At 62.5% G+C, this 22,287-nt stretch carries 21 protein-coding genes and 1 tRNA gene; 5 read left to right on the top strand and 17 right to left on the bottom strand.

The genetic code is table 11. The features are described 5' to 3' along the window. Positions 1–16 precede the first annotated feature (16 nt). The 4 genes from pstA to AC0L2U_RS19740 all read right to left on the bottom strand — a co-directional run bounded on the left by pstA (position 17) and on the right by AC0L2U_RS19740 (position 8,996). On the bottom strand, positions 17–1,333 hold the full coding sequence (pstA, locus tag AC0L2U_RS19755; protein ID WP_352581995.1) for a phosphate ABC transporter permease PstA: 1,317 nt from the start codon (positions 1,331–1,333) through the stop codon (positions 17–19). Beyond that, complete coding sequence (gene pstC, locus AC0L2U_RS19750; protein WP_127271979.1) at positions 1,330–2,796, bottom strand: phosphate ABC transporter permease subunit PstC; 1,467 nt, start codon at positions 2,794–2,796, stop codon at positions 1,330–1,332. The genes pstA and pstC overlap by 4 nt, the downstream gene beginning before the upstream one ends. Positions 2,797–2,892: 96 nt before the next feature. Further along, a complete protein-coding gene (locus AC0L2U_RS19745) occupies positions 2,893–3,921 on the bottom strand; it encodes a PstS family phosphate ABC transporter substrate-binding protein (protein WP_127271977.1) in 1,029 nt (342 codons plus the stop codon). A gap of 509 nt (positions 3,922–4,430) precedes the next feature. Beyond that, positions 4,431–8,996: a PAS domain-containing protein gene (locus AC0L2U_RS19740; protein WP_473602504.1), complete on the bottom strand. Its 4,566-nt coding sequence runs from the start codon at positions 8,994–8,996 to the stop codon at positions 4,431–4,433. Between the two features lie 168 nt (positions 8,997–9,164). Here AC0L2U_RS19740 and AC0L2U_RS19735 point away from each other — a divergent pair, with 168 nt between their 5' ends. Next, positions 9,165–9,515, top strand: a complete 351-nt coding sequence (locus tag AC0L2U_RS19735; protein WP_128288233.1) for a hypothetical protein — start codon at positions 9,165–9,167, stop codon at positions 9,513–9,515. A 74-nt stretch (positions 9,516–9,589) separates the two neighbouring features. Here AC0L2U_RS19735 and AC0L2U_RS19730 read toward each other — a convergent pair whose 3' ends face one another. Beyond that, positions 9,590–9,826 (bottom strand): hypothetical protein, encoded by a 237-nt coding sequence (locus tag AC0L2U_RS19730; protein WP_013529265.1) that lies wholly within the window; start codon positions 9,824–9,826, stop codon positions 9,590–9,592. A 115-nt stretch (positions 9,827–9,941) separates the two neighbouring features. Further along, positions 9,942–10,802, bottom strand: coding sequence for a DUF2865 domain-containing protein (locus AC0L2U_RS19725; protein WP_245491343.1), 861 nt, complete (start codon positions 10,800–10,802; stop codon positions 9,942–9,944). Between the two features lie 370 nt (positions 10,803–11,172). Between AC0L2U_RS19725 and AC0L2U_RS19720 the strand changes: the two genes are divergently transcribed. Beyond that, on the top strand, positions 11,173–11,385 hold the full coding sequence (locus tag AC0L2U_RS19720; protein WP_023810978.1) for a hypothetical protein: 213 nt from the start codon (positions 11,173–11,175) through the stop codon (positions 11,383–11,385). A 14-nt stretch (positions 11,386–11,399) separates the two neighbouring features. Here AC0L2U_RS19720 and AC0L2U_RS19715 read toward each other — a convergent pair whose 3' ends face one another. The 7 genes from AC0L2U_RS19715 to AC0L2U_RS19685 form a co-directional block, all read right to left on the bottom strand. Beyond that, entirely contained in the window at positions 11,400–11,768 is a 369-nt protein-coding gene (locus tag AC0L2U_RS19715) for a hypothetical protein (protein ID WP_127809081.1), read from the bottom strand. A 291-nt stretch (positions 11,769–12,059) separates the two neighbouring features. Beyond that, the gene (locus AC0L2U_RS19710; protein WP_473602502.1) at positions 12,060–12,887 is read right to left on the bottom strand and encodes a glutathione S-transferase family protein; all 828 of its coding nucleotides are present in this window, start codon (positions 12,885–12,887) and stop codon (positions 12,060–12,062) included. Positions 12,888–12,909: 22 nt separating this feature from the next. Then, positions 12,910–13,491, bottom strand: a complete 582-nt coding sequence (locus AC0L2U_RS19705; protein WP_128288232.1) for a VOC family protein — start codon at positions 13,489–13,491, stop codon at positions 12,910–12,912. A 271-nt stretch (positions 13,492–13,762) separates the two neighbouring features. Then, on the bottom strand, positions 13,763–13,939 hold the full coding sequence (locus AC0L2U_RS19700) for a Flp family type IVb pilin (RefSeq protein ID WP_128288231.1): 177 nt from the start codon (positions 13,937–13,939) through the stop codon (positions 13,763–13,765). Between the two features lie 179 nt (positions 13,940–14,118). Next, positions 14,119–14,193 (bottom strand) — tRNA-Glu (locus tag AC0L2U_RS19695). Between the two features lie 90 nt (positions 14,194–14,283). After that, complete coding sequence (locus AC0L2U_RS19690; RefSeq protein WP_127395797.1) at positions 14,284–14,691, bottom strand: VOC family protein; 408 nt, start codon at positions 14,689–14,691, stop codon at positions 14,284–14,286. A gap of 48 nt (positions 14,692–14,739) precedes the next feature. Then, a complete protein-coding gene (locus AC0L2U_RS19685; protein WP_127268031.1) occupies positions 14,740–15,123 on the bottom strand; it encodes a fimbrial protein in 384 nt (127 codons plus the stop codon). Positions 15,124–15,151: 28 nt separating this feature from the next. Here AC0L2U_RS19685 and AC0L2U_RS19680 point away from each other — a divergent pair, with 28 nt between their 5' ends. Then, positions 15,152–16,192, top strand: a complete 1,041-nt coding sequence (locus AC0L2U_RS19680) for an RluA family pseudouridine synthase (protein WP_292334375.1) — start codon at positions 15,152–15,154, stop codon at positions 16,190–16,192. A gap of 191 nt (positions 16,193–16,383) precedes the next feature. Further along, the gene (gene rpoH, locus AC0L2U_RS19675; protein ID WP_127268033.1) at positions 16,384–17,295 is read left to right on the top strand and encodes an RNA polymerase sigma factor RpoH; all 912 of its coding nucleotides are present in this window, start codon (positions 16,384–16,386) and stop codon (positions 17,293–17,295) included. Between the two features lie 143 nt (positions 17,296–17,438). On the opposite strand, the gene AC0L2U_RS19670 is transcribed toward rpoH, so the two are convergent. The 4 genes from AC0L2U_RS19670 to AC0L2U_RS19655 form a co-directional block, all read right to left on the bottom strand. After that, on the bottom strand, positions 17,439–18,311 hold the full coding sequence (locus AC0L2U_RS19670) for an MBL fold metallo-hydrolase (RefSeq protein WP_127809077.1): 873 nt from the start codon (positions 18,309–18,311) through the stop codon (positions 17,439–17,441). Positions 18,312–18,450: 139 nt separating this feature from the next. Further along, positions 18,451–19,110 carry a peroxiredoxin gene (locus tag AC0L2U_RS19665; protein WP_127260439.1) on the bottom strand — a complete coding sequence of 220 codons (660 nt, stop codon included), beginning with the start codon at positions 19,108–19,110 and terminating at the stop codon, positions 18,451–18,453. Positions 19,111–19,330: 220 nt separating this feature from the next. Beyond that, complete coding sequence (locus tag AC0L2U_RS19660) at positions 19,331–19,696, bottom strand: cell division protein ZapA (protein WP_023810969.1); 366 nt, start codon at positions 19,694–19,696, stop codon at positions 19,331–19,333. Positions 19,697–19,707: 11 nt separating this feature from the next. Next, complete coding sequence (locus AC0L2U_RS19655; protein ID WP_013529251.1) at positions 19,708–19,980, bottom strand: DUF4164 domain-containing protein; 273 nt, start codon at positions 19,978–19,980, stop codon at positions 19,708–19,710. 263 nt (positions 19,981–20,243) lie between these two features. Between AC0L2U_RS19655 and tkt the strand changes: the two genes are divergently transcribed. Next, on the top strand, positions 20,244–22,235 hold the full coding sequence (gene tkt, locus AC0L2U_RS19650; RefSeq protein WP_473602501.1) for a transketolase: 1,992 nt from the start codon (positions 20,244–20,246) through the stop codon (positions 22,233–22,235). Positions 22,236–22,287: the final 52 nt, after the last annotated feature.

Here is a 22,287-nt window from a genome sequence, read left to right as displayed (position 1 = left end):
CCAAAATGCCTTTTTTCTACCAGCGCCGCTCGAACCGACGCCGAAGCACGATCGCGGTGATGTTCATGGCCATGAGGAAAACGAGGAGGATGATGATCGCGCCCGACATGCGCTCGACGAAGGCGCGTTCGGCCTCGTTCGCCCACATATAGATCTGCACCGGCAGCGCGGTGGCCGGATCGAAAGGCGTCGTCGGTGGATCGGCGACGAAGGCTACCATGCCGATCAAGAGCAGCGGCGCGGTTTCGCCGAGCGCACGCGCTAGACCGATGATGGTGCCGGTGAGGATGCCGGGTGCGGCAAGCGGCAGGATGTGCTGGAACACCATCTGCATCTTGGAGGCGCCAAGACCGAGAGCCGCCGAGCGAATCGACGGCGGCACCGCGGCAAGTGCGGCGCGCGTCGCGATGATGATCGTCGGCAGCGTCATCAGTGTCAGCACCAGGCCGCCGACGAAAGCGGCGGAACGCGGCATGCCCAGGAAATTGATGAACACCGCGAGGCCGAGCAAGCCGAAGACGATTGACGGCACCGCTGCCAGATTGTTGATGTTGACCTCGATAAGGTCGGTGAAACGGTTCTTCTTGGCAAACTCCTCCAGATAGATGGAGGCGGCGACGCCGATCGGCAGCGCCAGGAGCAACACGATTACCATCATATAAAACGAGCCGATGATCGCCACGCCCATGCCCGAGGTTTCCGGGCGGCTGGAGGCGCCGTAGGTGAACAGGCCGCTGTTGAAGTGCTCGGCCATCGCGCCCTCGGTCTTGAGCTTGTTCATCCAGGTGATCTGCTGGTCCGAGACCTTGCGTCGCGCTTCCTCGACACTGAGGTCGATCTGGCCCTTGAAAGCCGAGTCGAGATTGGCGGCGGCGAGGATGTTGACGTTGCGTGTCGTGCCGATCACGGACGGATCGGCGGCAACGATGTCGCGCAACTGGACGCGGGCGCCTTCCGACAGGAAGCCCTTGAGCTTCTGGATCATCGGCTTGTCATCAGGAGAGATGCCGAGCTTGGCCACAAGCGCGTTTTCGGCGAGCTTGGGATAATTTGCCTTGATCAGAACGCTCGGATCGGTTGCACGCTTGCCGGAAGGATCGATCACTTTCTCGTCGAACGAGATCGGCAGTGATACCGTCGTCTGCCAGAAGGCGGTGTAGCCTTTCGAGACGATGGTGATCAGCATGATTGCCAGGAACGCCAGGCCTACGGAAATCGCCACGACGCCATAGATGCGGAAACGGCGTTCGGCGGCGTAACGGGCCTTCAGGCCGATGTCGCGGCGCGGATGGGCCGCCGCCCTGACCATCGTATCCATGGAAATGTCGGTCATTCGTACTGCTCCCGATATTTGCGCACGATGTAGAGCGCGACGATGTTCATCACCAACGTCAGCGCGAACAGCGTCAGGCCGAGCGCGAAGGCGACCAGCGTCTGCGGCGAATTGAACTCGAGGTCGCCGGTGAGCTGGTTGACGATCTTGACGGTGATGGTCGTCATCGCCTCGAACGGGTTGATGGTGAGGTTGGCGGCGACGCCCGCCGCCAGCACGACAATCATCGTTTCGCCGATGGCGCGCGAGGCGGTCAGCAGGATGGCGCCGACGATGCCGGGCAGTGCAGCCGGCAGGATCACCCGCTTGATCGTCTCGGAGCGGGTCGCGCCGAGGCCAAGCGACCCGTCGCGCATGGCGCGCGGCACCGCGGTTATGATGTCGTCCGAGAGAGAGGACACGACCGGGATCAGCATGACGCCCATCACCAGGCCGGCGGTGAAGATGCTCTGGCCCTGGATGAAGGGCGAACCGCCGGTCAGCGCCGCGGACAGGTCGCGCAGGAATGGCCCAAGCGTGACGACGGCGAAGATGCCGTAGACGATGGTCGGTATGCCGGCCAGAAGTTCAAGCGCCGGCTTGACCACCGAGCGCACCTTGGGCGTTGCGTATTCGGCCATGTAGACAGCCGACATCAGCCCGACCGGCACCGCAACCAGCAGCGCGACGGCGGCGATGTAGAGCGTGCCCGCAAGAAGCGGGATCAGGCCGAACTGACCCTGGCTGCCGCCCGAACCGGCAGCGGCAAAACGCGGATCCCAGACGGTGCCGAAGAAGAAACTCATCGGCGAGACGCTTTCGAAAAAGGTGATCGTCTGGAACAGCATCGAAAGCACGATGCCGATGGTGGTCAGGATGGCGATGGTGGAGGCGGCAAGCAGCCCCCACAGCATCAGCCTCTCGACATTGTTGCGTGCCCTGGCGCGCGGCTCGATCTGCCTGAGCGCATAGAAGGCGCCGGCGATCGAGGAAACGAGAATGACAATGGCGCCGAACAGGCCGAGCCGGTCCTGGACCTTGTTCGCCTCGACGGCGATCGGGATCATGTAATCCTGCGTGTCGCTCGCCAGTGCCACACCCTTGGCGGCGAGCAGCGGCTGCAGCTCGGCAAAGCTGGCAGGCATTGCGGCCAGTGTGCCTGCATCGAGTTTGCGCAGGCCCCTGGCGAGGCTCTTTACGAGGCTGACATCCAGTGCCTCACTGGCAACCTTGCTGTCGACGGTGCGCTCGGGCAAGGCAGTGTGAATGTGTCGGTCAAGATAGACGGAAGACCCGACGGTCCAGACGGCAAGCAGCAAAAGAGCAGGCAGAACGGCGAGCAGGAAGGCCCACCAGCCATGATAGTGGGCGCGCGAATGCGGCTTGACCTTGCCATTGTCCTGGGCCGCGGCACGTTGCCGACCGATGAAAAAGGCAACCAGGCCGACGGCAACGACGATGGCCAGTACGAGCAAGGACGACATGGACCCACCCCAAGAGAAATTCTTACGCAGCCGCCATTGCGGCCTGCGATGAAACCGGGGCGCGGGATTTGGCCCGCACCCCGGTTCGGCAGCTGATTACATCGACTTTCCGGCGGCGAAAGCGTCACGCTGGGCCTGACGCTCGGCATCCGGAGCAGCAACGAGGCCGTATTCGGCGAGCGGGCTTTCCGGGCCAACCATCTGGTCGTCAAGGAAGAACTCGACATATTCCTTGAGGCCGGGAACGACGCCCAGATGCGCCTTCTTGACGTAGAAGAACAGCGGGCGCGAGACGGGATACTTGCCGCTGGCGATCGTCTCGGTCGAAGGCACGACGTCTTCCACGGTGGCGACCTTCAGCTTGTCGGCATTGTTCTCATAGAAGGCGAGGCCAAACACGCCGACGCCGGTCTTGTTGGAGTCGATGCGGGCGAGCGTCTCGGTATAGTCGCCATCGATGTCCACGGCCTTGCCGTCCTTGCGGATGGCGATGCAGGTTTTGCCGATTTCCTTGTCATCGGCAATGCCGGCGGCCTTGAGAGCAGCCTTGTCACAGCCGGCATCGAGAAGCTTGGTCTCGAACACTTCGCGCGTGCCATGCTTTTCGCCCGGAATATAGGCGGCGATGTCCCAGTCGGGCAGCTTCGGATTGACCTGGCTCCACTTGGTGTTCGGATTGTCGACGAGCTTGCCGTCGACGACCAGCTTGGCCGCGAGCGCCTTGTAGATGTCGGCGGGAACCAGCGCCCAATCCGGGCCCTTGATGTCGGTGGCGAAGACGATGCCGTCATAGCCGATCCGGACTTCCTGGACTTCCTTCACGCCGGCGTCGGCGCAGGACTTGAGTTCGTCCGCCTTGATCGGACGCGACGAATTGGCGATGTCGATGGTGTCTTCGCCGACGCCCTTGCAGAATTCCTTGATGCCCGCGCCGCTGCCGCCGGATTCGACGACCGGGGTCTTGAAGTTGGTGAATGTTTCGCCGAACTGCTCGGCGACGATCTTGGCATAAGGTAACACGGTCGATGATCCGGCGACCTGGATCTGGTCGCGCGCGGCGGCGAAGCCGGACGTCGCGGCGAGCGCAAGCGCAGCGGCCGACGCCGTATAGAGGAATTTCTTCATGTGGCCTGCTCCTGTTCGGAAGATGGTCTCTCGGCGCTCGTCAGTCGGCGCCCGCTGAGGCCAATAGCCTTCGATTATAACAGTCGCATGACAGTTTGATGTCACCCCGGTAACGCCTCATCGGGATGAGCAGAATGCCGCCTGGCCGGCACTCCCGACGCAGCCCCGCTTTGTCACCGGAATCAGGGACTTGCTCGATTCGGTCGAGGCTGGCCGGCGATTTGGGGATCAGCCGGCCTTTATGAAGAAAAGCCGGACGGGAGCGCGTTGCTCTCAGCCAGACGGTGTCGTGGCCGGGCCATCGCCGAAAACAGGTCCGTTGGGGTAGGTTGACGCTGTCTCATGCCGGCGGTCGCTGCTCCCGCCCGTAACTGGGAAGAGCGGAATTCGAATGTCGCCATTGTCTCGGCTGGATGCCGCCTTTCATATGGTGCGATCGCACCATAGTCTTGGCCGCTGACAGGGGCGCGAATCTTCGCCGTATTCCCGGTACTCGGGCAGAGCCGGCCTTACCCGGCGTTGCGCTGCGCCTGCCGGCTGGCGCCGACCCAGCGCTCGACCTTCTCGAGCAACGCCCGGGGACTGATCGGCTTGGGCAGATAGTCGTCCATGCCTGCCTCCAGGCAGCGCTCGCGGTCGCCCTTCAGCGCATGCGCGGTGACGCCGACGATCGGCACATGCGTGCCGGTTTCTTCCTCCAGCCGGCGAATGGCGGCGGTCGCTTCGAGACCGTTCATCTCCGGCATGGAGACATCCATCAGGATCATGCACGGGTTGAACCGGCCGAAGGCGTCGAGCGCCTTGCGGCCATTGCCGACGATCTCGAAACCATAACCGGTCTCGCCGAGGATCTGGGTGAACACCATCTGGTTCACCTCATTGTCCTCGGCCACCAGGATATCCAGCCTGTCGCCGCCAGCCGCCACCGGTGGCCTGGGGCGAATGGAGGGCGGCTGCAGCAGCGCCCGCTGTTCGGACGGCGCCGAGGGCTGCGGCCGCGTCACATTGCTCGCAGCGACGTCGGCTGCGAGCGGCTGCGCGTCGCTGCCGCTCGTGTTGTGGCGATGCCGCTGGATGGTGGCGACCAGCGTTTCCAGCAGCACCGAAGAGCGCGCCGGCTTGATCAGCTGGGCATCGATGCCAAGATCGCGATAGCTGGTGTTGGCGAGCGACTGGTCGACCGAGGTCAGCATGATGATCGGCGTGCCGGCAAGGCCGGCGGTGCTGCGCACGATCCGCGCCATTTCGGCGCCGCTCATTCCAGGCATCTGGTAGTCGAGCACGACGCAGTCGACCGGGACACCATAGGCAGCGGCGGCGATCAGCACCTTGAGGCCTTCGGCGCCGCTTTCGGCCGCGCAGGAATCGAACGTCCACGATGTCATCTGTTCGGTCAGGATGGCCCGATTGACGGCATTGTCGTCGACGATCAGTACACGCGCACCGGTCACGTCGATCGGCATGATGCGCTGTCCGTTCTGCTGTCCGGCCCTCGGCAGCGTCACCGTGAACCAGAAGGTCGAGCCCTTGCCTTCCGCACTTTCGACACCGATATCGCCGCCCATCAGCTCGACGAGCCGTGAGGTGATGGCAAGACCGAGGCCGGTTCCCTCGTGCCGCCTCGTCGAAGAGGTGTCGACCTGGCTGAATTTCTCGAACACCAGTTTCAGTTTTTCCTCGGGGATACCGATACCGGTATCGGTGACCGAGATCGTCAGCTTCGTTCCGGTTGGAACCCTCTCGCCGGTGACGTCGACCAGCACATGGCCTTCATCGGTGAATTTCACCGCGTTGCCGAGCAGGTTGGTGACGATCTGTCTGATACGGCCGACATCACCGACGAACAGGCTCTCGAGCCGAGGTTCGAGACGAACGATCAGCTCGAGGTCTTTTTCCTTGGCTCGTGTCGACACCAGCGTCGCCACATCTTCGATCGCCTCGGCCAGATTGAAGGGCGCCGGATCGAGCACCAGCTGACCGGCATCGATCTTGGAGAAGTCCAGGATGTCGTTGATGATGGTGAGCAGCGCATTGCCCGATTTCACGATGATGTCGGTAAACGTCTTCTGTTTCGGGTCGAGGTCCGATTTGGCCAGCAGCTCGGCCATGCCGAGCACGCCGTTCATCGGCGTGCGGATCTCATGGCTCATATTGGCGAGGAATTCCGACTTGGCGCGGTCGGCGAGCACGGCGCGCTGACGCGCTTCGCGTAGTTCCGCCTCTCGCATCTTCAGCTCGGTGATGTCGGTGGTCGAGCCGATCAGATAGAGCGAGCCGTCGGAGGCGATCATCGCGCCCTTGCGGGCGAATTGATGCCTGACGCTGCCGTCGGCCAACGTCACCGTCTCTTCGACCTCCTGGGTTTCGCCGGTGCGCAGCACGGCGAGGTCGCCATTGACGAAAGCCTCGCCATCCGGCCCGAAAATCTCGATGTCGGTCTTGCCGATAGCCTCTTCCTTGCTGAAGCCCGTGAGATCGGACCAGCCCTTGTTGACATAGAACTGCCGGAGATCGGAGCGCTTGGCGTAGATCGATACCGGCACGTTGTCGATCAGGCTGCGGAACACCTCGTTCTCGCGCATGCTTTCTTCCAGCGCACGCTCGCGCGCCTTGACGTCGGTGATGTCGGTGCTCGAACCGACCAGATGCACCGACCCGTCCAGCGTCACCAGGCGGCTCTTGCGCGTCATCAACTGCCGAACCGTACCGTCGCGATGGGTGACGGGTTCCTCGACCTCCTTGACGGCGCCCGTCACGACGACTTGCGTGTCGTCATGGCTGTAGCCATCGGCGTCCTGCGCACCGAACAACTGCCGGTCGGTGCGGCCGATGACATCCTCCTTGGCCAAGCCGGTGATCGCGCACCAGGCCTTGTTGACGAATTCTATGCTCAGGTCCTGCGCCTTGATGAAGGCGGCCACCGGCAACTCGTCCATCACGTGCCGGAACAGGTCGATCTGGCGCATCGAATCGCGCAATGCCGCCTCGCGGCTCTTGATCTCGGAGATGTCAACGCGAACACCGATGAAGGTGCCATCATCGGTCCGCATGTCGTAGACCTGGTACCAGCGGCCGTCGGGGTTATGACGCTCGTAGCAGGAATTGGGCAAGCGGTAGCGGGCGAGGATCGCATCCAGCCAGCGGTCATGGTCGCTGTCGTAGAGCTGGTCGACTTGTGGATCGCCGCTGTCGCGGAAATAGCCGTTCGCATGGCCCAGAACGAGTGCCTCGCGGAATGTGCAGCCGGGCTGCCATGCCGGCTTCAAGGCCGGCAGCGTATCCTGGATCTTGCGGTTGGCGAAAACGAACCTGTCGTCGCGATCGTAGATGATCACGGCGGCCGGCAAGGATTCCAGCACGCTGGCGAGATGCTTGCGCGCATCCTGCGCTTCCGTCTCGCGGCGCTTCATTTCGGAAATATCGAACAGGAAGCCGGCAACATAGTTGCGGCCGCTGGCCATGCCGACGCGGCTCTTCCTGACGATACGCGATCGGCTGGCGCCATCGACCTCGAAATTCTCTTCCACTTCGTACGGCCGCCCGGTCGAAAGGACCTCACCTTCGCTCTGCTCGAAAAGCGCGACAGCGTTCGCTGGGAGGAAATCGCCGCCGGGCTTGCCGAGCATGGCTTGCGGCGTCTGGCCAAACAGAGCCGCGAACGCCTCGTTGACGAAGACAAAGCGCAGATGGTCGTCCTTGACGAAGATCGGATCCTTGACGGCGTTGATCACCGCCTCCGCCAGCCGCGCCTTCTCCAGCGCGTCGGCAAGTTCGGCCTCCCGGTCCTTCATGTCGGTGACGTCGACATAGGAGATCAGCCGCTTGCCGCCGGCCAGCGGCGCCATCGACGAGATCAGGGTGCGGCCGTCATTGCGCGGGAACTGCCGCGCCGCGGCGATCCCGGCCCTGATTTCCGCCTCGCGCTCGGCGATATGCCGCTGCCATGATGCATCGTCGGCACCAAACGGATCGATGTCGCGGCTGGCGTCCATCAGATCGCGGAAGCTGCAGCCGATCTCGGCGCGCCGGGCGTCGATCTGCCAGAAATCATAGAAAGCACGGTTGATGATCTCGGTGCGCATATCGGCGTCGAGGACGAGGACACCGATCGGCATCTGGTCGACCATGGTGCGGAGACTGGCGAAGGTCTCGGCGATCTTGGCGTTCGCGCTTTTGATCTCCGCATCGCGTTGCTTGATCTCGGTGACCTCATAATAGGTCAGCAGCCGCTTGCCACCTGACAGCGCCGTCACCGAGAACATCATCGTCCTGCCGTTGGCATGGACAAATTCGCGCGGCGCGACGGATCCGGCGCGAATCTCCTCGAGACGAGTGGCAAGGTAGCGCTGCCATTGCCGTTCGTCGATGTCGCCATAGATGCCGCTGCGGCGGTTGAGCTCCATCAACAGGCTGAACGGAGCGCCGACGCCGACAGCGCCGTCCGGAATCCTCGAGAGGTCGCGATAGGCCTTGTTGACGATCAGCGTGTCGAGCCTGGCGTCGAGGAGCACGACGCCCATGTGCATGGCGTCCATCGTCCGCTCGAGGTCGGCCAGATGCTGGTCGGGCTCGCCGTCGGCCGATGGTTCCGGCCCCGGACCTTTGAAGGCGCCGGCCAATGCCGTGACGTTGCGGCCGATTCCGCGATAGCCGGCAAATCTTCCTTCGTCGTCGAACTTCGGAAAGCCTGATGTCAAGACCCAGCGACAGTCGGCGCTGCCACCCTTGAGTTCGTAGACGAAGTCGCGAAAAGGCCGGTGCGCCTGCAGATCCTCCAAATGCGCGGCGCCACTACGATCGCCGTTCAGGACCTGATTGAGGAAGTCGAAGCGGAACCGGCCAAGCACGTTTGCCGGATCGATGCCGGTGGCTGCCTGGTAATTTTGCGAGAGCCAGGAGAAGCGCAGTTCGGCGTCGGTCTCCCAGACCCAGTCGGAACCGGCTTCGACGAGTTGGCGAAGCGCATCGTTCGAATCCATGCAAGAGGCGGACGATGATGCATCGTCGCCATGCGCTGTGGATCTGCGAGGCGCGCGCTTGCCGCGCGCGCTGATTGTTTCGTTCGCTTCCGCCATGCCGTCCCCACCCCGAAAACCAAGGCCGAACCCTCCTCCGCGGTTCGTCGGCAAAATGTGCCCGAGAAGCATTAAGGATCCGCTAACCTTAACGGTCAGTTAGCTCCATTCCGCCCGGTTGTCGGCGGGGTCGAACCCGCTATATAAGCAACGGCAGGGGTATTGCTGATGCTTGGACGGATTGTGCCTTTTTTCATGGGGCTGGCGCTGCTTTTCGGCGGCGGTTGCTCGCGCAGTTATGACGGCACGGTCGTCATCCCGAGACCGCTCGATGTCCGGCGCATCTGGGATCGGCCGCCACCGAATGTCGACTACGGCCAATCCGAGGTCGAAAACGGCGCTTTTCCGGTGGCGCCGCAGCCGCCCCGGCGTTTTTCCGAGCGCAAGGTCAGCCATGCCGCACCGAAACGGCACCAGACGAGGTTGCCTGCGTCGGCGTCCCTATCGGCGCCGGCGAAGTCGCTGACCTGCAGGAACATCAGCGAGCCTGGCAAGAGAGCTCGCATGGTCTGCGATTAGATTGGAGCTTGGTCTCTTAAAAGCGGGATTCGGTCAAACAAACGCGATCCGCGGATAGCTCGGCGAACCGGCCTTCACAGGGAAGCAGCGCCTTTTTTCGGCTCCTTCGCTCCGAGTTTGTCGAGTGCAAGACGAACCTGACGCAGATCTTCCTGCCAACCGTCATCGTCGTCCATTGGACCCTCCGAGGCAGCCCGCTGCAACCCACGCGCCTCGGATTCGATCTCGCGCAGTTCGGCGATTTTCTGTTCGGTGGTCAGCGAGTCGTCTTCGACGATCTCCAGCACCCGCATTTCCCTGAACGTAGCCATGGCGTTCCTCCCGGCTGATGTCGATCACAACGCCGTGAGCGCCCCTCTGTTCCAGACGGATCGCGCAGCCGCATAGCAGCAGGCACGCCGCCGCCGGTGATCGCAAGACCGGCGATCATTCGGCCGGGAAAAATGCCGGGCCGACCAAGCGCACCGGCCGCTCGCCGGCCTCGATCGAAAGGTGCTGGGCGGCACCTGGGGCTTCGGCATCGATCCCGGGGACGGCCGCAACCGTGCCGAGATCCGGCTTCGCCGTCGGCAACGGAATAATGGCGTTGCGCATGTTGGCGGGCGTCACGGTCCTGGCTCGCAGTTCGGTGACCCGCTGGTAGTAGCGCTTGACGTCGCATGCCTTGAAATTCGCATCATCGCGATATCTGAAGGCTGCCGGCAGCTCGGTATAGGGTTTGCGCGTGTCGAGCGCGGTCATCTGGTCGGTCTCGAGGCTAGCGTCGTTCAACGTGTAGAGGTCGACGCCGGGGTCATCGCAGATGTAACGGCATTGATCGACCGTCTCCTTCAGATCGCCGCTGGCGGCGAATTGCGACTTTGGCGCCGGGAAGAAATATCCGTCCGACAGACGCACGCAAAACAGCATCGCATTGCCGGCGAACGTGGTGCTCGCCGATTGGGTGCTGGGCGCGGCGCGCACAGGCCGTTGCTTTGCCGAAGGCGCACAGCCAAGCGCGACGAGGCGCGCCTGCAGGCCCGCTGTGTCGCGGCCCGAATTCCCAGCGGCAGCGATCCGGCGCTGCACATCCGAGCGGCTCCTGGCGAGATCGGCGCAAGCGTTGAAGAGACCACCAAGCGAACTCTTCGCCGTGCACTGGCGCTGTCTCTCGATAGTCTGGATGGCTGCAAGTTGCCGGCGCAACTGGGCAAGCTCCGGGCTCGCCCCGCCGCTGCGGCCAGCCGAAAGCAACTGGCTTCTGATCGCGCCGCAGCTGTCCGCGTAGGACGAAAGCGTACCGAACAAAACTGCCGCCAGAGAAATAAATGCGATCACCATGGAAGGCCAGAAACGGATCATCGGGACAACTGGTTCTTTTTGCGGAGAACCTGGAATTTAGAGTCCATGACTTCAGCAAGCTTCGGTTACATGAGTAGTTCCTAATAATCTAACGAATTTCGACATGAATGACCTATTGTCTATTGTACTACGTCACCTCATGTAAATTCGATATTGCATTTTTATTTCAAGATTGAGACGAACCTCGAAAGAAAGCGCAAGCCTGACCATCGCCGAGGACCTGCAGCGCAACGGACCAAGATCAATGCGCATTATCGCCAGGCGTTCGAAACCTTTGCCCGGTCTTCCGCGTTGAAGGACCAAAAGGAGAACGCAGATGTCGATCCACTTCACCGTCTCCGACCTGACAAGAAACCTGTTTCACTCGCTGGGGCTGGACCAGCGCGCGCCAAGGCCACTCAATCCCGAGCAAAGCCTGTTGCTGGAATGCTATCTGGCCGGCCAGGTTCCTGAATCAGCCTGGAGCGACTACGTCTTCGAGACGCCCGATCTTGCCCGGCACGCCGAGGCCAGGCGCAGTCACCACTGAACCGGCAGCGGCGCCTATTTTGGAGAAGCGAATTGCAACGTAAACACGTTGCCAGCGACCCCTTGCGCCAGCTTCGCCGAGAAAGTCAGGGGCAGGCAATCCTGCAGGGCCGCTGTCGCGGCATCGACAAACGATTTCTTCGCTTTGGCATCACCATCCACTTTAATGGCCGTCGGCCTCGGCGGGCCGATCAGCGTGCCATCCCGCTTGAAGCTGAAGCTCAAGGTGACGCTGGCGGTCCCGGCGTCCGCCGGCGGTGTCCAGCATGCCTGGATCGCTGCCCCGACATCGTCCATCGTGTTGAGTTCGGCTGCACTCGAAGCATGGACAGCGGTTGCCAGCATCACGCCCGCAACCGCAATCCGTCTCGCAACGCTTTTCATCGCCAGCCCTCGTCTCATACTGACCGACAATCCATGCCGGACTGCCGAGATGGATGGTAGGGCCAACGCCGGCAATGACAATATCTCTCGACAAAAGTTGACGCCAAAAAAGCGACACTGGACGAGGCCTGCGTGCCAATTCGCACTTGGCGATGGCGTGCAAAAGCAAAAAGGTCGGCATTGCGCCGACCTTTCCTATCGCTACGACGTTCTGCGCCAGTACATCCGTGGTCGCGGGCCGAAAGCGAATTGCCTGCAGTAGACAGGGCTTTGGTTAACGTATCCTTAACCTCAGGCCTTGGCCTGCGACTTCACATGGGCGATGTAGCCGCGCACATCGCCGGCCGGCTCGCTATAAGCCTTGCCGAGCGTCTTCTCGATCGCCGCCACATAGTCCTTCGCCCACTTGGGCAAGGCATAGTCGACGACGGCCAGGAATTCGAGCGTCGCCGCCAAGCGGATATCGGCGATTGAAGGATGCTTGCCGCCGATGAACGGCTTGCCGTCCCTGAAGAAGCTGTGAAACACTTCGAGCGGCTCGGCGATCGCCGCCATCGCCGCCTTCTGGGCCTCCGACTTCCTGTCGGGGTTCGCGTCGCTGTGGCCGACCTCGCCGGCATATTGTGGGAAGCCGAGCGCCGGATAGGTGGCGCGTGCCACATAGGGGTAGAGCGTGCCGATCAGGTAGAACATGGCACTGTCGACCATCGCCCGCTTGGCCGGCGCCTTCGGATAGAATTTCTCCAGCCCGTGCTTGTTGGCGAGATACTGCATGATGGCGCAACTTTCCCACAGCACGCCTCTGGGGAGGCCCTTGTCCTCGATCATCGGTGTCAAATGGGCGGGATTTCGCGCCATGAACTCCGGCGAACGGGTGTGGCCCCAGGCATCGGTCTCGGCATGGTCGAAACCGGCCGCGCGCGCAAACACCCGCACGGTCATGTTGTTGACGCTGGGCTTCAGCATGCTGAGCTTCAACGCCGGCTTCTTGGCCGGCTTGGCCTTGGGCGCGGCTTTTGCCGTCGCCTTCACCGCAGGCTTGGCGGCCGCCTTGGCTTTTGGCTTTGCCGCAGCTTTCGCCGCGGATTTCCCGGCAGTCTTCGTCGCTGTCTTGGCCATCTTGTTCCTCCCTCTGGTCTGTTCAGTATGGGTTCTTCGGCGCCCGATCGTCCGACAAGGTGGCGCGGGAACGTTCGACGAGCGCCTGGATCGCATCGGCGAGATGCACTTCGGCGATGTTGTAGTCGCCGCGCGCGACCCGCAGCCTGTGCGCTTCCATCAGCACATCGGCGTGGGTGAAGCCCGCTGGCGGTTCGAAGCGGTAGGACGCCACTTCGATCAGCAGGCCGAGCGGATCCTCGAAATAGATCGAATCCATGAAACCGCGATCCTTGACGCCGCTGTGCTTGATGCCGCGCTCGTCAAGACGGGAGACCGCCTGCAGGAAGGTGACGCGCGACACCGAAAAGGCGATGTGGTGGACACAGCCCGGATCGGTCGGCGTGCGCCGCTTCTCCGGTGTGCGGCTCTCGTCGGTGAAGATGGTGATCAGCCGGCCGTCGCCGGGATCGAAATAGAGATGGCTTTCCCTCGGCTTGTCGAGGTTGGGCTGTTCGAAGATGAACGGCATGCCGAGCACGCCTTCCCAGAAATCGATAGAGGTCTGGCGCCCGGCGCCGACCAGCGTGATGTGATGAACGCCCTGCGACTGCAGCTTCTGCATTGGCATTCCTCCCCCACGGCATGAACTGGCCGTCCGGGCAGCGCGGCGTTCTGCGCGCCGCCGGAGCCGAACCTCAGGATCCGTGACGTGATGCTAATGCAAACAGGGCCGCAGCGCCAGAAGCGACGAACGCGGCGACGCAACGGATAAGCCGGATGATTGAGAGTGCGCCGCCCTTCCGATGCCCGGACATCGGAAGGGCGTACACGCTACGCTTTTGGAGGCTGAGGGTCGACGATCCGGCCGACGGCCGACCGAATGAGATACCGACTTACGAGCCGCTGCTGTTGACCGTAGTGCCGACGTTCGTGAAGATTCCGTTGAGCGAATTGCCCAGCGCCCCGGCGCCGGTGATGATCGCCAGCGCGATAAGAGCCGCGATCAAGCCATACTCGATCGCGGTCGCGGCCGACTCGTCCCAAGCGAAACGACAGGCTATTTTCTTCATGTCGACCTCCTACAGCTACTAAAGCGGCAACTAATATATCGTCGTGAGTTGCGGGGGCGTTAAGGTTCTCGGTTTCGGGTCCGTTAACATTTGCCAGACGAATGAAATGAAGGCCAGTATCGAGGGTCGTCGACTTCAGAAACGAAATCGGCGGCATCCTGCGAATTTGTCGAAAAACTTGGTACGCCCAAGGGGAATCGAACCCCTGTTCCCGCCGTGAGAGGGCGGTGTCCTGACCGCTAGACGATGGGCGCGTTCAAGAACCGGCGATATAGGCTGAGCGCTGGGAAAAAGCAACTGGGCTTCGCTGGCTTTGTCGTATCGGGGAAAAGCCGTCCGCAAGCCTAGCGTTTCGGCTCGATCAGATCCCAGAGATTCCCATGCAGATCGGCGAAAACCGCCACCGTGCCATAGGGCTCGAAGCGCGGTGCTTCGCGGAATTCGACGCCCTTCTCCAGCATCGCCGCATGGTCGCGGGCAAAGTCGTCGGTTTCCAGGAACAGGAAGACACGCCCGCCGGTCTGGTTGCCGATGCTCTGCCTTTGCGCCTCGTCGGACGCTTCGGCCAGAAGCAGCCTGGCGCCCTGCCCGTTGGCCGGCGCGACCGTGATCCAGCGCTTGCCGCCGCCGAGATCGACATCTTCGACGAGCAGGAAGCCCAGCCGCTCGACATACCAGGCAATCGCCTCGTCATAATTGGCGACGACCAGGGCGACCGTGGCGATGCGGCGATGCTCGGCGAACCCGCTCATGCCTGAGGCTTGCTCATTGGCCTGCTGCCGTTCATCGTTGCGGCTCGGTCACTTGTTGCGGATCGCAAAGCGGCCGATCAGGCGTCGCTCGGTGATGTCGTAGACGAAGATCGTGCGGCTGCCGTCGGCAAGCTCGGCGTCGATCGAGACACGATTGCCGGACAGCGACTGGCTGACCACCGTGGCGCCGACCGGCAGCACGATGTCGCCGTTGACCGGTTCGCCGGCGGGTGTCTGGATATCGCCGGCCAGCGGCGGGTTCGCCGGCGGTGCATTGCGCGCTTTGTAGACAAGGGCGCCGATCACCACCATAAGGGCGAGGAACAGCAGGCCGAGATTGATCCCGACGAAGCGGACGAGTTTCCTGCGCACCTTTTCGACCTCGGGGTCGAGCGGCTTATCCTGGTCTTCTTCGGCGATCGGGCTGGCCATGGCAAAACAGTTCCGGAACGGTTTTTCAATGAGCGCTCATAGCGAAGAGGCCCCTGAATTGATAGAGGCGGAACCGACAGTGCTGGTGGCGGGCGCGGATGCGGCCGGCCTGCGCCTCGACCAGTGGCTGGCCGCAAGCCTTGGCCCGGACATGTCACGCAGCCGCGTGCAGATGCTGATCAGGCAGGGCGCGGTCTCGGTCGACGGCAAGCCCGTCGACGAGACCAAGCGCAAGATGGCGCCGGGCGAGAGCGTGTCGGTTACCATGCCGGAGCCGGAGCCGGCGGAGCCGCAGGGCGAGAACATCGCACTCGATGTACTCTATGAGGACGACGAACTGATCGTCATCAACAAGCCGGCCGGGCTTGTCGTGCACCCCGGAGCGGGCAACTGGACCGGCACACTGGTCAATGCGCTGATCCATCATTGCGGCGACAGCCTTTCAGGAATCGGGGGTGTGCGCCGGCCGGGCATCGTCCACCGCCTCGACAAGGAGACCAGCGGCGTCATGGTCGTCGCCAAGACCGACCGCGCCCACAAGTCACTGTCCGAGGCTTTCGCCGATCACGGCCTGACCGGCGACTTGAAGCGTGCCTATCTGGCGCTGGTCTGGGGCATACCGCAGAGGCCGACCGGAAGGGTCGACGCGCCGCTCGGCCGCGCCGCCGACCGCGTGCGCCGTGCCGTGGTGCCGGAAGGACGCGACGACGCCCGCCATGCGGTCACCCACTTCGCCGTGCAGGAGCGCTTCGGCGAGAGCCAACAGGAGTTCGCCACGGCCAGCCTGGTCGAATGCCGGCTGGAGACCGGCCGCACCCACCAGATCCGTGTCCACATGGCGCATATCGGCCATCCGGTGATCGGCGACCCCGACTACGGCCAAGCCTTCCGCACCAAGGCCAACCGGCTGCCCGAACCGCTGAAAAGCCAGGTCAAGGCATTTCCCCGGCAGGCTTTGCATGCCTGGCTCCTTGCATTTCGCCATCCCACTACCCATCTAACGATGAGGTTCGAGGCGCCGTTACCGAGGGACATGGAGGAACTCGTCGGCGGCTTCCGCAAGCTCTGAACCCGCCATCCAAAAAACCTGACTGACATTGTTCACTGCAGCGTGACACACTGTTTCGTGTTGAACAAATGCCTGTCTTTTCTGGTTTTGTTCCTGTATAAGATCTGATGTCGCGGGCGAGCCTTTTGGTGCTCGCGTCACATGCCCGCCGCGTTTCGGGGGCATCACTCCAATAGAGAGGGGGCGCTATCATGGCCCAGTCACTACCCAGTATCGTTTCCGGCGAAGGCGGCCTCAGCCGCTACCTGGAAGAAATCCGCCGCTTTCCCATGCTGCAGCCGCAGGAAGAGTACATGCTCGCCAAGCGTTATGCCGAGCATGAAGACACCTCCGCTGCGCACAAGCTCGTCACCAGCCACCTCAGGCTCGTCGCCAAGATCGCCATGGGCTATCGCGGCTATGGCCTGCCGATCGGTGAAGTGATCTCGGAAGGCAATGTCGGCCTGATGCAGGCCGTCAAGAAATTCGAACCCGAGCGTGGCTTCCGCCTCGCGACCTATGCCATGTGGTGGATCAAGGCCTCGATCCAGGAGTACATCCTGCGCTCGTGGAGCCTGGTCAAGATGGGCACGACCGCCAACCAGAAGCGCCTGTTCTTCAACCTGCGCAAGGTGAAGGGCAAGATCCAGGCGCTCGACGACGGCGACTTGAAGCCCGACCAGATCACCGAGATCGCCACAAGGCTGAACGTTTCCGAAGCCGAAGTGGTGTCGATGAACCGCCGCCTGTCCGGCGACGCCTCGCTCAACGCCCCGATCCGGGCCAGCGAAGGCGAATCCGGCGAATGGCAGGACTGGCTGGTCGACGACCACGAAAGCCAGGAAGAGATGCTGATCGAGCAGGACGAGCTGGAAAACCGGCGCGGCATGCTGTCGGGCGCTCTTGCCGTGCTCAACGAGCGCGAGCGGCGCATCTTCGAGGCCCGTCGCCTCGCCGAAGAGCCGCTGACGCTGGAAGAGCTGTCGTCCGAGTTCGACATCAGCCGCGAGCGCGTGCGCCAGATCGAGGTGCGCGCCTTCGAGAAGGTGCAGGACGCGGTCAAGGCCGCCGCCAAGCGCCAGACCCAGGCGCTGCGCACGATTGAGGCGCAGCCGGCGGCGTAAGGTTAGCTAAGGCAACAAAAAAATCAAGGCGGCGCCAGTAAACCTGGCGCCGCCTTTTTTGTGGCTGATTGGGAGTTGGCGAACGGGGGCGACAGCCAATCTCCCCCGCAAGGGTCGAGATTGGCAGCTTCACCAACGGCCCCTCAAAGCCCGTCCAGCGGAAACTTCAGGTACCGCCGGCCATTGGCTTCGGGTTCGGGCAGCCTCCCGCCATTCATGTTGACCTGCAGCGCATGCAGGATCAGCCGCGGCATCGGCAGCGTCCTGTCGCGCGCCTCGCGCAGGGCGACGAACTCGGCCTCGCTGCAGGCGGCGGCAAGATGGATGTTGGTAGCCTTCTGTATGGCGACCGTGCTTTCCCACAAAGGCTCGCGGCCGCCGGCCTGATAGTCATGGCCGACGAACACCCGCGTCTCGTCCGGCAGCGCCAATATGTCCTGGATCGAGCGCCAGAGCCGCGCGGCACTGCCGCCGGGAAAGTCCGTCCTCGCCGTGCCGCTGTCGGGCATGAACAGCGTGTCGTGGATGAAGGCGGCATCGCCGATCACATAGGTGATCGAGGCCAGCGTGTGTCCGGGCGAGAACAGCACCTTGACCGGAAGGGTACCCACTTGGAAGGTTTCGCCTTCTCTAAACAGCCTGTCCCACTGCGAACCGTCGGCGGGAAAATCCGGCCAGTTGTAGATCGCTTTCCACAGTTTCTGGACCTCGATGACCCTGTCGCCGATCGCCGTCGGCGCGCCGGTCTTCTCTCTCAAGTAATGCGCCGCCGAGAAATGGTCGGCATGCGGATGGGTGTCGAGGATCCATTCGACGCTCAGTCCCTGCTCGCTGACGAAGTCGAGCAGGACATCGGCATTCGTCGTTGTCGTAGCACCGGATTTCTCGTCGAAATCAAGGATCGGATCGATGATGGCGCATCGCTTCGTCGCCTGGTCGGCGACGACATACTGGATGGCGCCGGTCGGCTTGTCATAGAAGCCGCTGACCTGCGGCCTGGCCAAAGCTACGTCCAATTCCGGCTTCCCCAACTCTCGGTCGCCAGGAATGATTTTCTCTGACGACACCCGAGAGGAGCATGGTTGTCCGCTCGGGTGAGCCAGTCAAGTATCCTTTCGCTCGCGGCGACAGGAAAGCCAAAACTGTTCCGAGCGGTCAGGCCGACGGCTGCTTGGTCTTCCGCAGATACGGCAGGATGGTCTCATAAGCGCCGAAGCGTTTGATTGCATCCTCGTTGGAAACGGCCGCGGTGATGATCACGTCCTCGCCCTGCTTCCAGTTCGCCGGCGTCGCCACTTGATGCTTGGCGGTGAGCTGCATGGAATCGACCGCGCGCAGGATCTCATCGAAATTGCGCCCCGTGGTCATCGGGTAGGTCAGCACCAGTTTGATCTTCTTGTCCGGTCCGATGACGTAGACCGAGCGCACTGTGGCGTTGTCGGCGGGCGTGCGGCCCTCCGACGTCTCGCCGGCACCGCCCGGCAGCATGTCGTAGAGCTTGGCGACCTTGAGGTCCTTGTCGCCGATCAGCGGATAGTTCACCGAATGACCGGTCGCCGTCTTGATGTCGTCCTGCCACTTGCCGTGACTTTCGACCGGATCGACCGAAATGCCGATGATCTTGACGTTGCGCTTCTTGAACTCGCCTTCGAGCCCCGCCATCGTGCCAAGCTCGGTCGTGCAGACCGGCGTGAAATTCTTCGGGTGACTGAACAGGATCGCCCAACCGTCGCCGATCCAATCATGGAATTTGATCGTCCCTTGCGTGGTCTCGGCGGTAAAATCCGGCGCAATGTCGTTGATACGAAGGCTCATGGTACATCTCCCCTGTAAACGGAACCGTCGGCAGCGAGGAACGGCACACGGCAACCCACGCCGCCATCAAGCTGTCCCGCCCTGCATCGTTGCATCTTAGCGCAAAAATCGTGGCTGCAAGATAATATGAAACTCTTGTCGGCGGCAGGCGAGCATTTTTATGCTTTCGAATGCGCGGCGCGCGGATGAGAGCCTGGGGCTGGACAGGAAAGGTTCTGTCTCAGCTCTTGTTGACCGCCAGCGTCACAGTCAGGTCTTCCATGCGCTGTGCCAACGCGCCGAGCGCGTTGGTGAGCACGCTATCGCTCTTGTCGGCCTTGGTCAGAGCCTCGTCGCGGGTCTTGCGCAAGGTCAGCACTTCGCTTTCCATGCCCTTGACGCGTTTTTGCAACTCGGAGAGTTCATCCATCACCATAATGCCGGCCATCACGGTCAGCCGCTGATCGCCGATCTCGCCGAACGAGTCCTTCAGGTGTGAAACATAGCGGTCGAAGCGTTCGGCAAGGTCGATCAGATGCTCTTCCTGGCCCTCGTCGCAGGCCATGCGATACTGCTTGCCGTCGATTGAAACCGTGACCTGTGCCATCGGGCCAGCTCCTATCTGTCCAACACGGCGCGGATGGTTTCCATGGCGGTCACCAAACGTCGCGAGACTTCCTTGTTGGCATCTTCCAGCCGTTCGGCGCGCGCTTCGGAATTATCGAGTTCCTGCGCCAGCCGCGAGCGGTCGGCATTCATCCGCTGCACCTCGGCCTCGGCTTCGGAGTAGTCGCGTTCATGCTCGAGCTTGGCCGCGACGGCGTTTTCCAGCCCCTCGATGGCCTTGCCCAGCCTCGCGATGACTTCCTTGAGTGTGGCTTCCCCGGTCATGGCCTTCGTCCTGTGCCCTGCCCATCACCGAATCGTTCACGTTCAGAACGCGTTATCCCTGAAACATTAGGCACCGGGTGAAGGCAACGTCAACAAAGCTCTCGCGACTGTCCCCCGCTAACGCTAATGTAGGTCCGCCGCCGGCATCACAAGACCGGCAAATGTGCACCCGATTTGTTGACTAAAAGCCCGCGCCTGCTATGTGTCGCGCACCCTTTTCAAGGGCTCTCCCAAGCCCCCAAACCCCCACTTCTGGAGGAACCATGACGTCGCGTGAACAACATGACCGGATGGCCAATGCGATCCGCTTTCTCTCCATGGACGCCGTCGAGAAGGCAAATTCCGGCCATCCAGGCCTGCCCATGGGCTGCGCCGATATCGCCACGGTGCTGTTCACGCGCTTCCTGAAATATGATCCCAAGGCCCCGCACTGGGCCGACCGCGACCGTTTCATCCTGTCGGCCGGCCATGGCTCGATGCTGCTCTATTCGCTGCTGCATCTGACCGGCTACGAAGACATGACCCTCGACCAGATCAAGCACTTCCGTCAGTTGGGCTCGAAGACCGCCGGCCATCCCGAATACGGCCATGCCACCGGCATAGAGACGACGACCGGCCCGCTCGGCCAGGGTCTCGCCAATTCGGTCGGCTTCGCGCTCGGCGAGCGCATCATGAATGCCGCCTTCGGCAACGATCTCGTCGATCATTACACCTATGTGCTGGCCGGCGACGGCTGCCTGATGGAAGGTGTTTCCCAGGAAGCCATCGCGCTTGCCGGCCATCTCAAGCTCAACAAGCTGATCGTCTTCTGGGACAACAACGACATCTCGATCGACGGTCCGGTCTCGCTGTCCGACAACACCGATCAGGTGGCCCGCTTCCAGGCCTCCGGCTGGAATGCCAGCCACATCGACGGCACCGATCCCGAAGCGATCGCTTATGCCATCGAAGCCGCCCGCCGTTCCGACAAGCCGACCATGATCGCCTGCAAGACGACCATCGGCTTCGGCGCGCCGACCAAGGCCGGCACCAACAAGGCGCACGGTTCGCCGCTCGGTGCCGACGAGATCGCCGGCGCTCGCAAGTTCTTCAACTGGGATTCGCCGCCCTTCGAGATTCCGGCCGACATCCTCGACGCCTGGCGCACCGCCGGCAAGGCCGGCGCCAAGGCGCGCACCGACTGGGAAGGCCGCTTGGCCAAGGCCGATGCCAAGCTGAAGGCCGAGTTCGAACGCCGCCTCAGCGGCAAGCTGCCGTCCAATTTCGACGCCATCATTGCCGATTACAAGAAGAAGCTGTCGGCCGACAAGCCGAAGGTCGCCACCCGCAAATCGTCCGAGATGGCGCTGGAAGTCATCAACGGCGCCGTGCCCGAGACCATCGGCGGCTCCGCCGACCTGACCGGCTCCAACAACACCAAGACCAGCCAAACCAAGAACATCACCTCGGACGACTATGGCCAGCGCTATATCCATTACGGCATCCGCGAGCACGGCATGGCGGCTGCGATCAACGGCCTGACGCTGCATGGCGGCCTCATCGCCTATGGCGGCACTTTCATGTGCTTCTCCGACTACGCCCGCCCGTCGATGCGGCTGGCATCGCTGATGGGCATCCGCTCGATCTTCGTCATGACCCATGATTCCATCGGTCTGGGCGAAGACGGCCCAACCCACCAGCCGGTCGAGCATCTGGCCGCATTGCGTGCCATTCCCAACCACAATGTCTTCCGCCCGGCCGACGCGGTCGAAACCGCCGAATGCTGGCAGATCGCCCTGGAGTCGGAAAAGACGCCGTCGACGTTGGCGCTGACCCGCCAGAACCTGCCGACGGTGCGTACCGAATTCTCGGCGAAGAACCTCAGTGGACAGGGTGCCTATGAGGTGGCTGCCGCCAGCGGCGAGGCAGCGGTGACGATCTTCGCCACCGGCTCCGAGGTCGAGATCGCGCTTGGCGCGCGCGACCTGCTGGAAAAGCACGGCCATCCGACCCGCGTCGTCTCGGTGCCCTGCTTCGAACTGTTCGACCAGCAGAGCGACGACTACCGCAAGAAAACGATCGGCAACGCGCCGATCAAGATGGCGATCGAGGCCGGCATACGCCAGGGTTGGGATCATCTGATCGGCTCCGACGGCATCTTCGTCGGCATGACAGGCTTCGGCGCCTCGGGCACGATCGAGCAACTCTATCCGCATTTCGGCATTACCGCCGAAGCCGCGGCCAAGGCGGCGGAAGCCCGCCTGCATACCAAGTAGGTTCAAGGTTCGGCGAAATCGCGAAAGGCGGACTCGCCGGGCTGGCCCAACT

The sequence above is a fragment of the Mesorhizobium sp. WSM4808 genome (assembly GCF_055811675.1).
Note: the sequence above shows the minus strand (reverse complement) of the source record. Positions and strands in the feature narration are given on the sequence as shown.

What these genes read in the sequence shown, in the direction of transcription:
- AC0L2U_RS19720 (WP_023810978.1), top strand. Translation starts at nt 11,173, where the DNA reads ATGTCGATCCACTTCACCGTCTCCGACCTGACAAGAAACCTGTTTCAC.
- AC0L2U_RS19735 (WP_128288233.1), top strand. Translation starts at nt 9,165, where the DNA reads ATGCTTGGACGGATTGTGCCTTTTTTCATGGGGCTGGCGCTGCTTTTC.
- tkt (WP_473602501.1), top strand. Translation starts at nt 20,244, where the DNA reads ATGACGTCGCGTGAACAACATGACCGGATGGCCAATGCGATCCGCTTT.
- AC0L2U_RS19660 (WP_023810969.1), bottom strand. Translation starts at nt 19,696, where the DNA reads ATGGCACAGGTCACGGTTTCAATCGACGGCAAGCAGTATCGCATGGCC.
- AC0L2U_RS19730 (WP_013529265.1), bottom strand. Translation starts at nt 9,826, where the DNA reads ATGGCTACGTTCAGGGAAATGCGGGTGCTGGAGATCGTCGAAGACGAC.
- AC0L2U_RS19745 (WP_127271977.1), bottom strand. Translation starts at nt 3,921, where the DNA reads ATGAAGAAATTCCTCTATACGGCGTCGGCCGCTGCGCTTGCGCTCGCC.
- AC0L2U_RS19715 (WP_127809081.1), bottom strand. Translation starts at nt 11,768, where the DNA reads ATGAAAAGCGTTGCGAGACGGATTGCGGTTGCGGGCGTGATGCTGGCA.
- pstC (WP_127271979.1), bottom strand. Translation starts at nt 2,796, where the DNA reads ATGTCGTCCTTGCTCGTACTGGCCATCGTCGTTGCCGTCGGCCTGGTT.
- rpoH (WP_127268033.1), top strand. Translation starts at nt 16,384, where the DNA reads ATGGCCCAGTCACTACCCAGTATCGTTTCCGGCGAAGGCGGCCTCAGC.
- AC0L2U_RS19705 (WP_128288232.1), bottom strand. Translation starts at nt 13,491, where the DNA reads ATGCAGAAGCTGCAGTCGCAGGGCGTTCATCACATCACGCTGGTCGGC.
- AC0L2U_RS19680 (WP_292334375.1), top strand. Translation starts at nt 15,152, where the DNA reads ATGAGCGCTCATAGCGAAGAGGCCCCTGAATTGATAGAGGCGGAACCG.
- AC0L2U_RS19740 (WP_473602504.1), bottom strand. Translation starts at nt 8,996, where the DNA reads ATGGCGGAAGCGAACGAAACAATCAGCGCGCGCGGCAAGCGCGCGCCT.
- AC0L2U_RS19700 (WP_128288231.1), bottom strand. Translation starts at nt 13,939, where the DNA reads ATGAAGAAAATAGCCTGTCGTTTCGCTTGGGACGAGTCGGCCGCGACC.
- AC0L2U_RS19710 (WP_473602502.1), bottom strand. Translation starts at nt 12,887, where the DNA reads ATGGCCAAGACAGCGACGAAGACTGCCGGGAAATCCGCGGCGAAAGCT.
- AC0L2U_RS19655 (WP_013529251.1), bottom strand. Translation starts at nt 19,980, where the DNA reads ATGACCGGGGAAGCCACACTCAAGGAAGTCATCGCGAGGCTGGGCAAG.
- AC0L2U_RS19685 (WP_127268031.1), bottom strand. Translation starts at nt 15,123, where the DNA reads ATGGCCAGCCCGATCGCCGAAGAAGACCAGGATAAGCCGCTCGACCCC.
- pstA (WP_352581995.1), bottom strand. Translation starts at nt 1,333, where the DNA reads ATGACCGACATTTCCATGGATACGATGGTCAGGGCGGCGGCCCATCCG.
- AC0L2U_RS19690 (WP_127395797.1), bottom strand. Translation starts at nt 14,691, where the DNA reads ATGAGCGGGTTCGCCGAGCATCGCCGCATCGCCACGGTCGCCCTGGTC.
- AC0L2U_RS19665 (WP_127260439.1), bottom strand. Translation starts at nt 19,110, where the DNA reads ATGAGCCTTCGTATCAACGACATTGCGCCGGATTTTACCGCCGAGACC.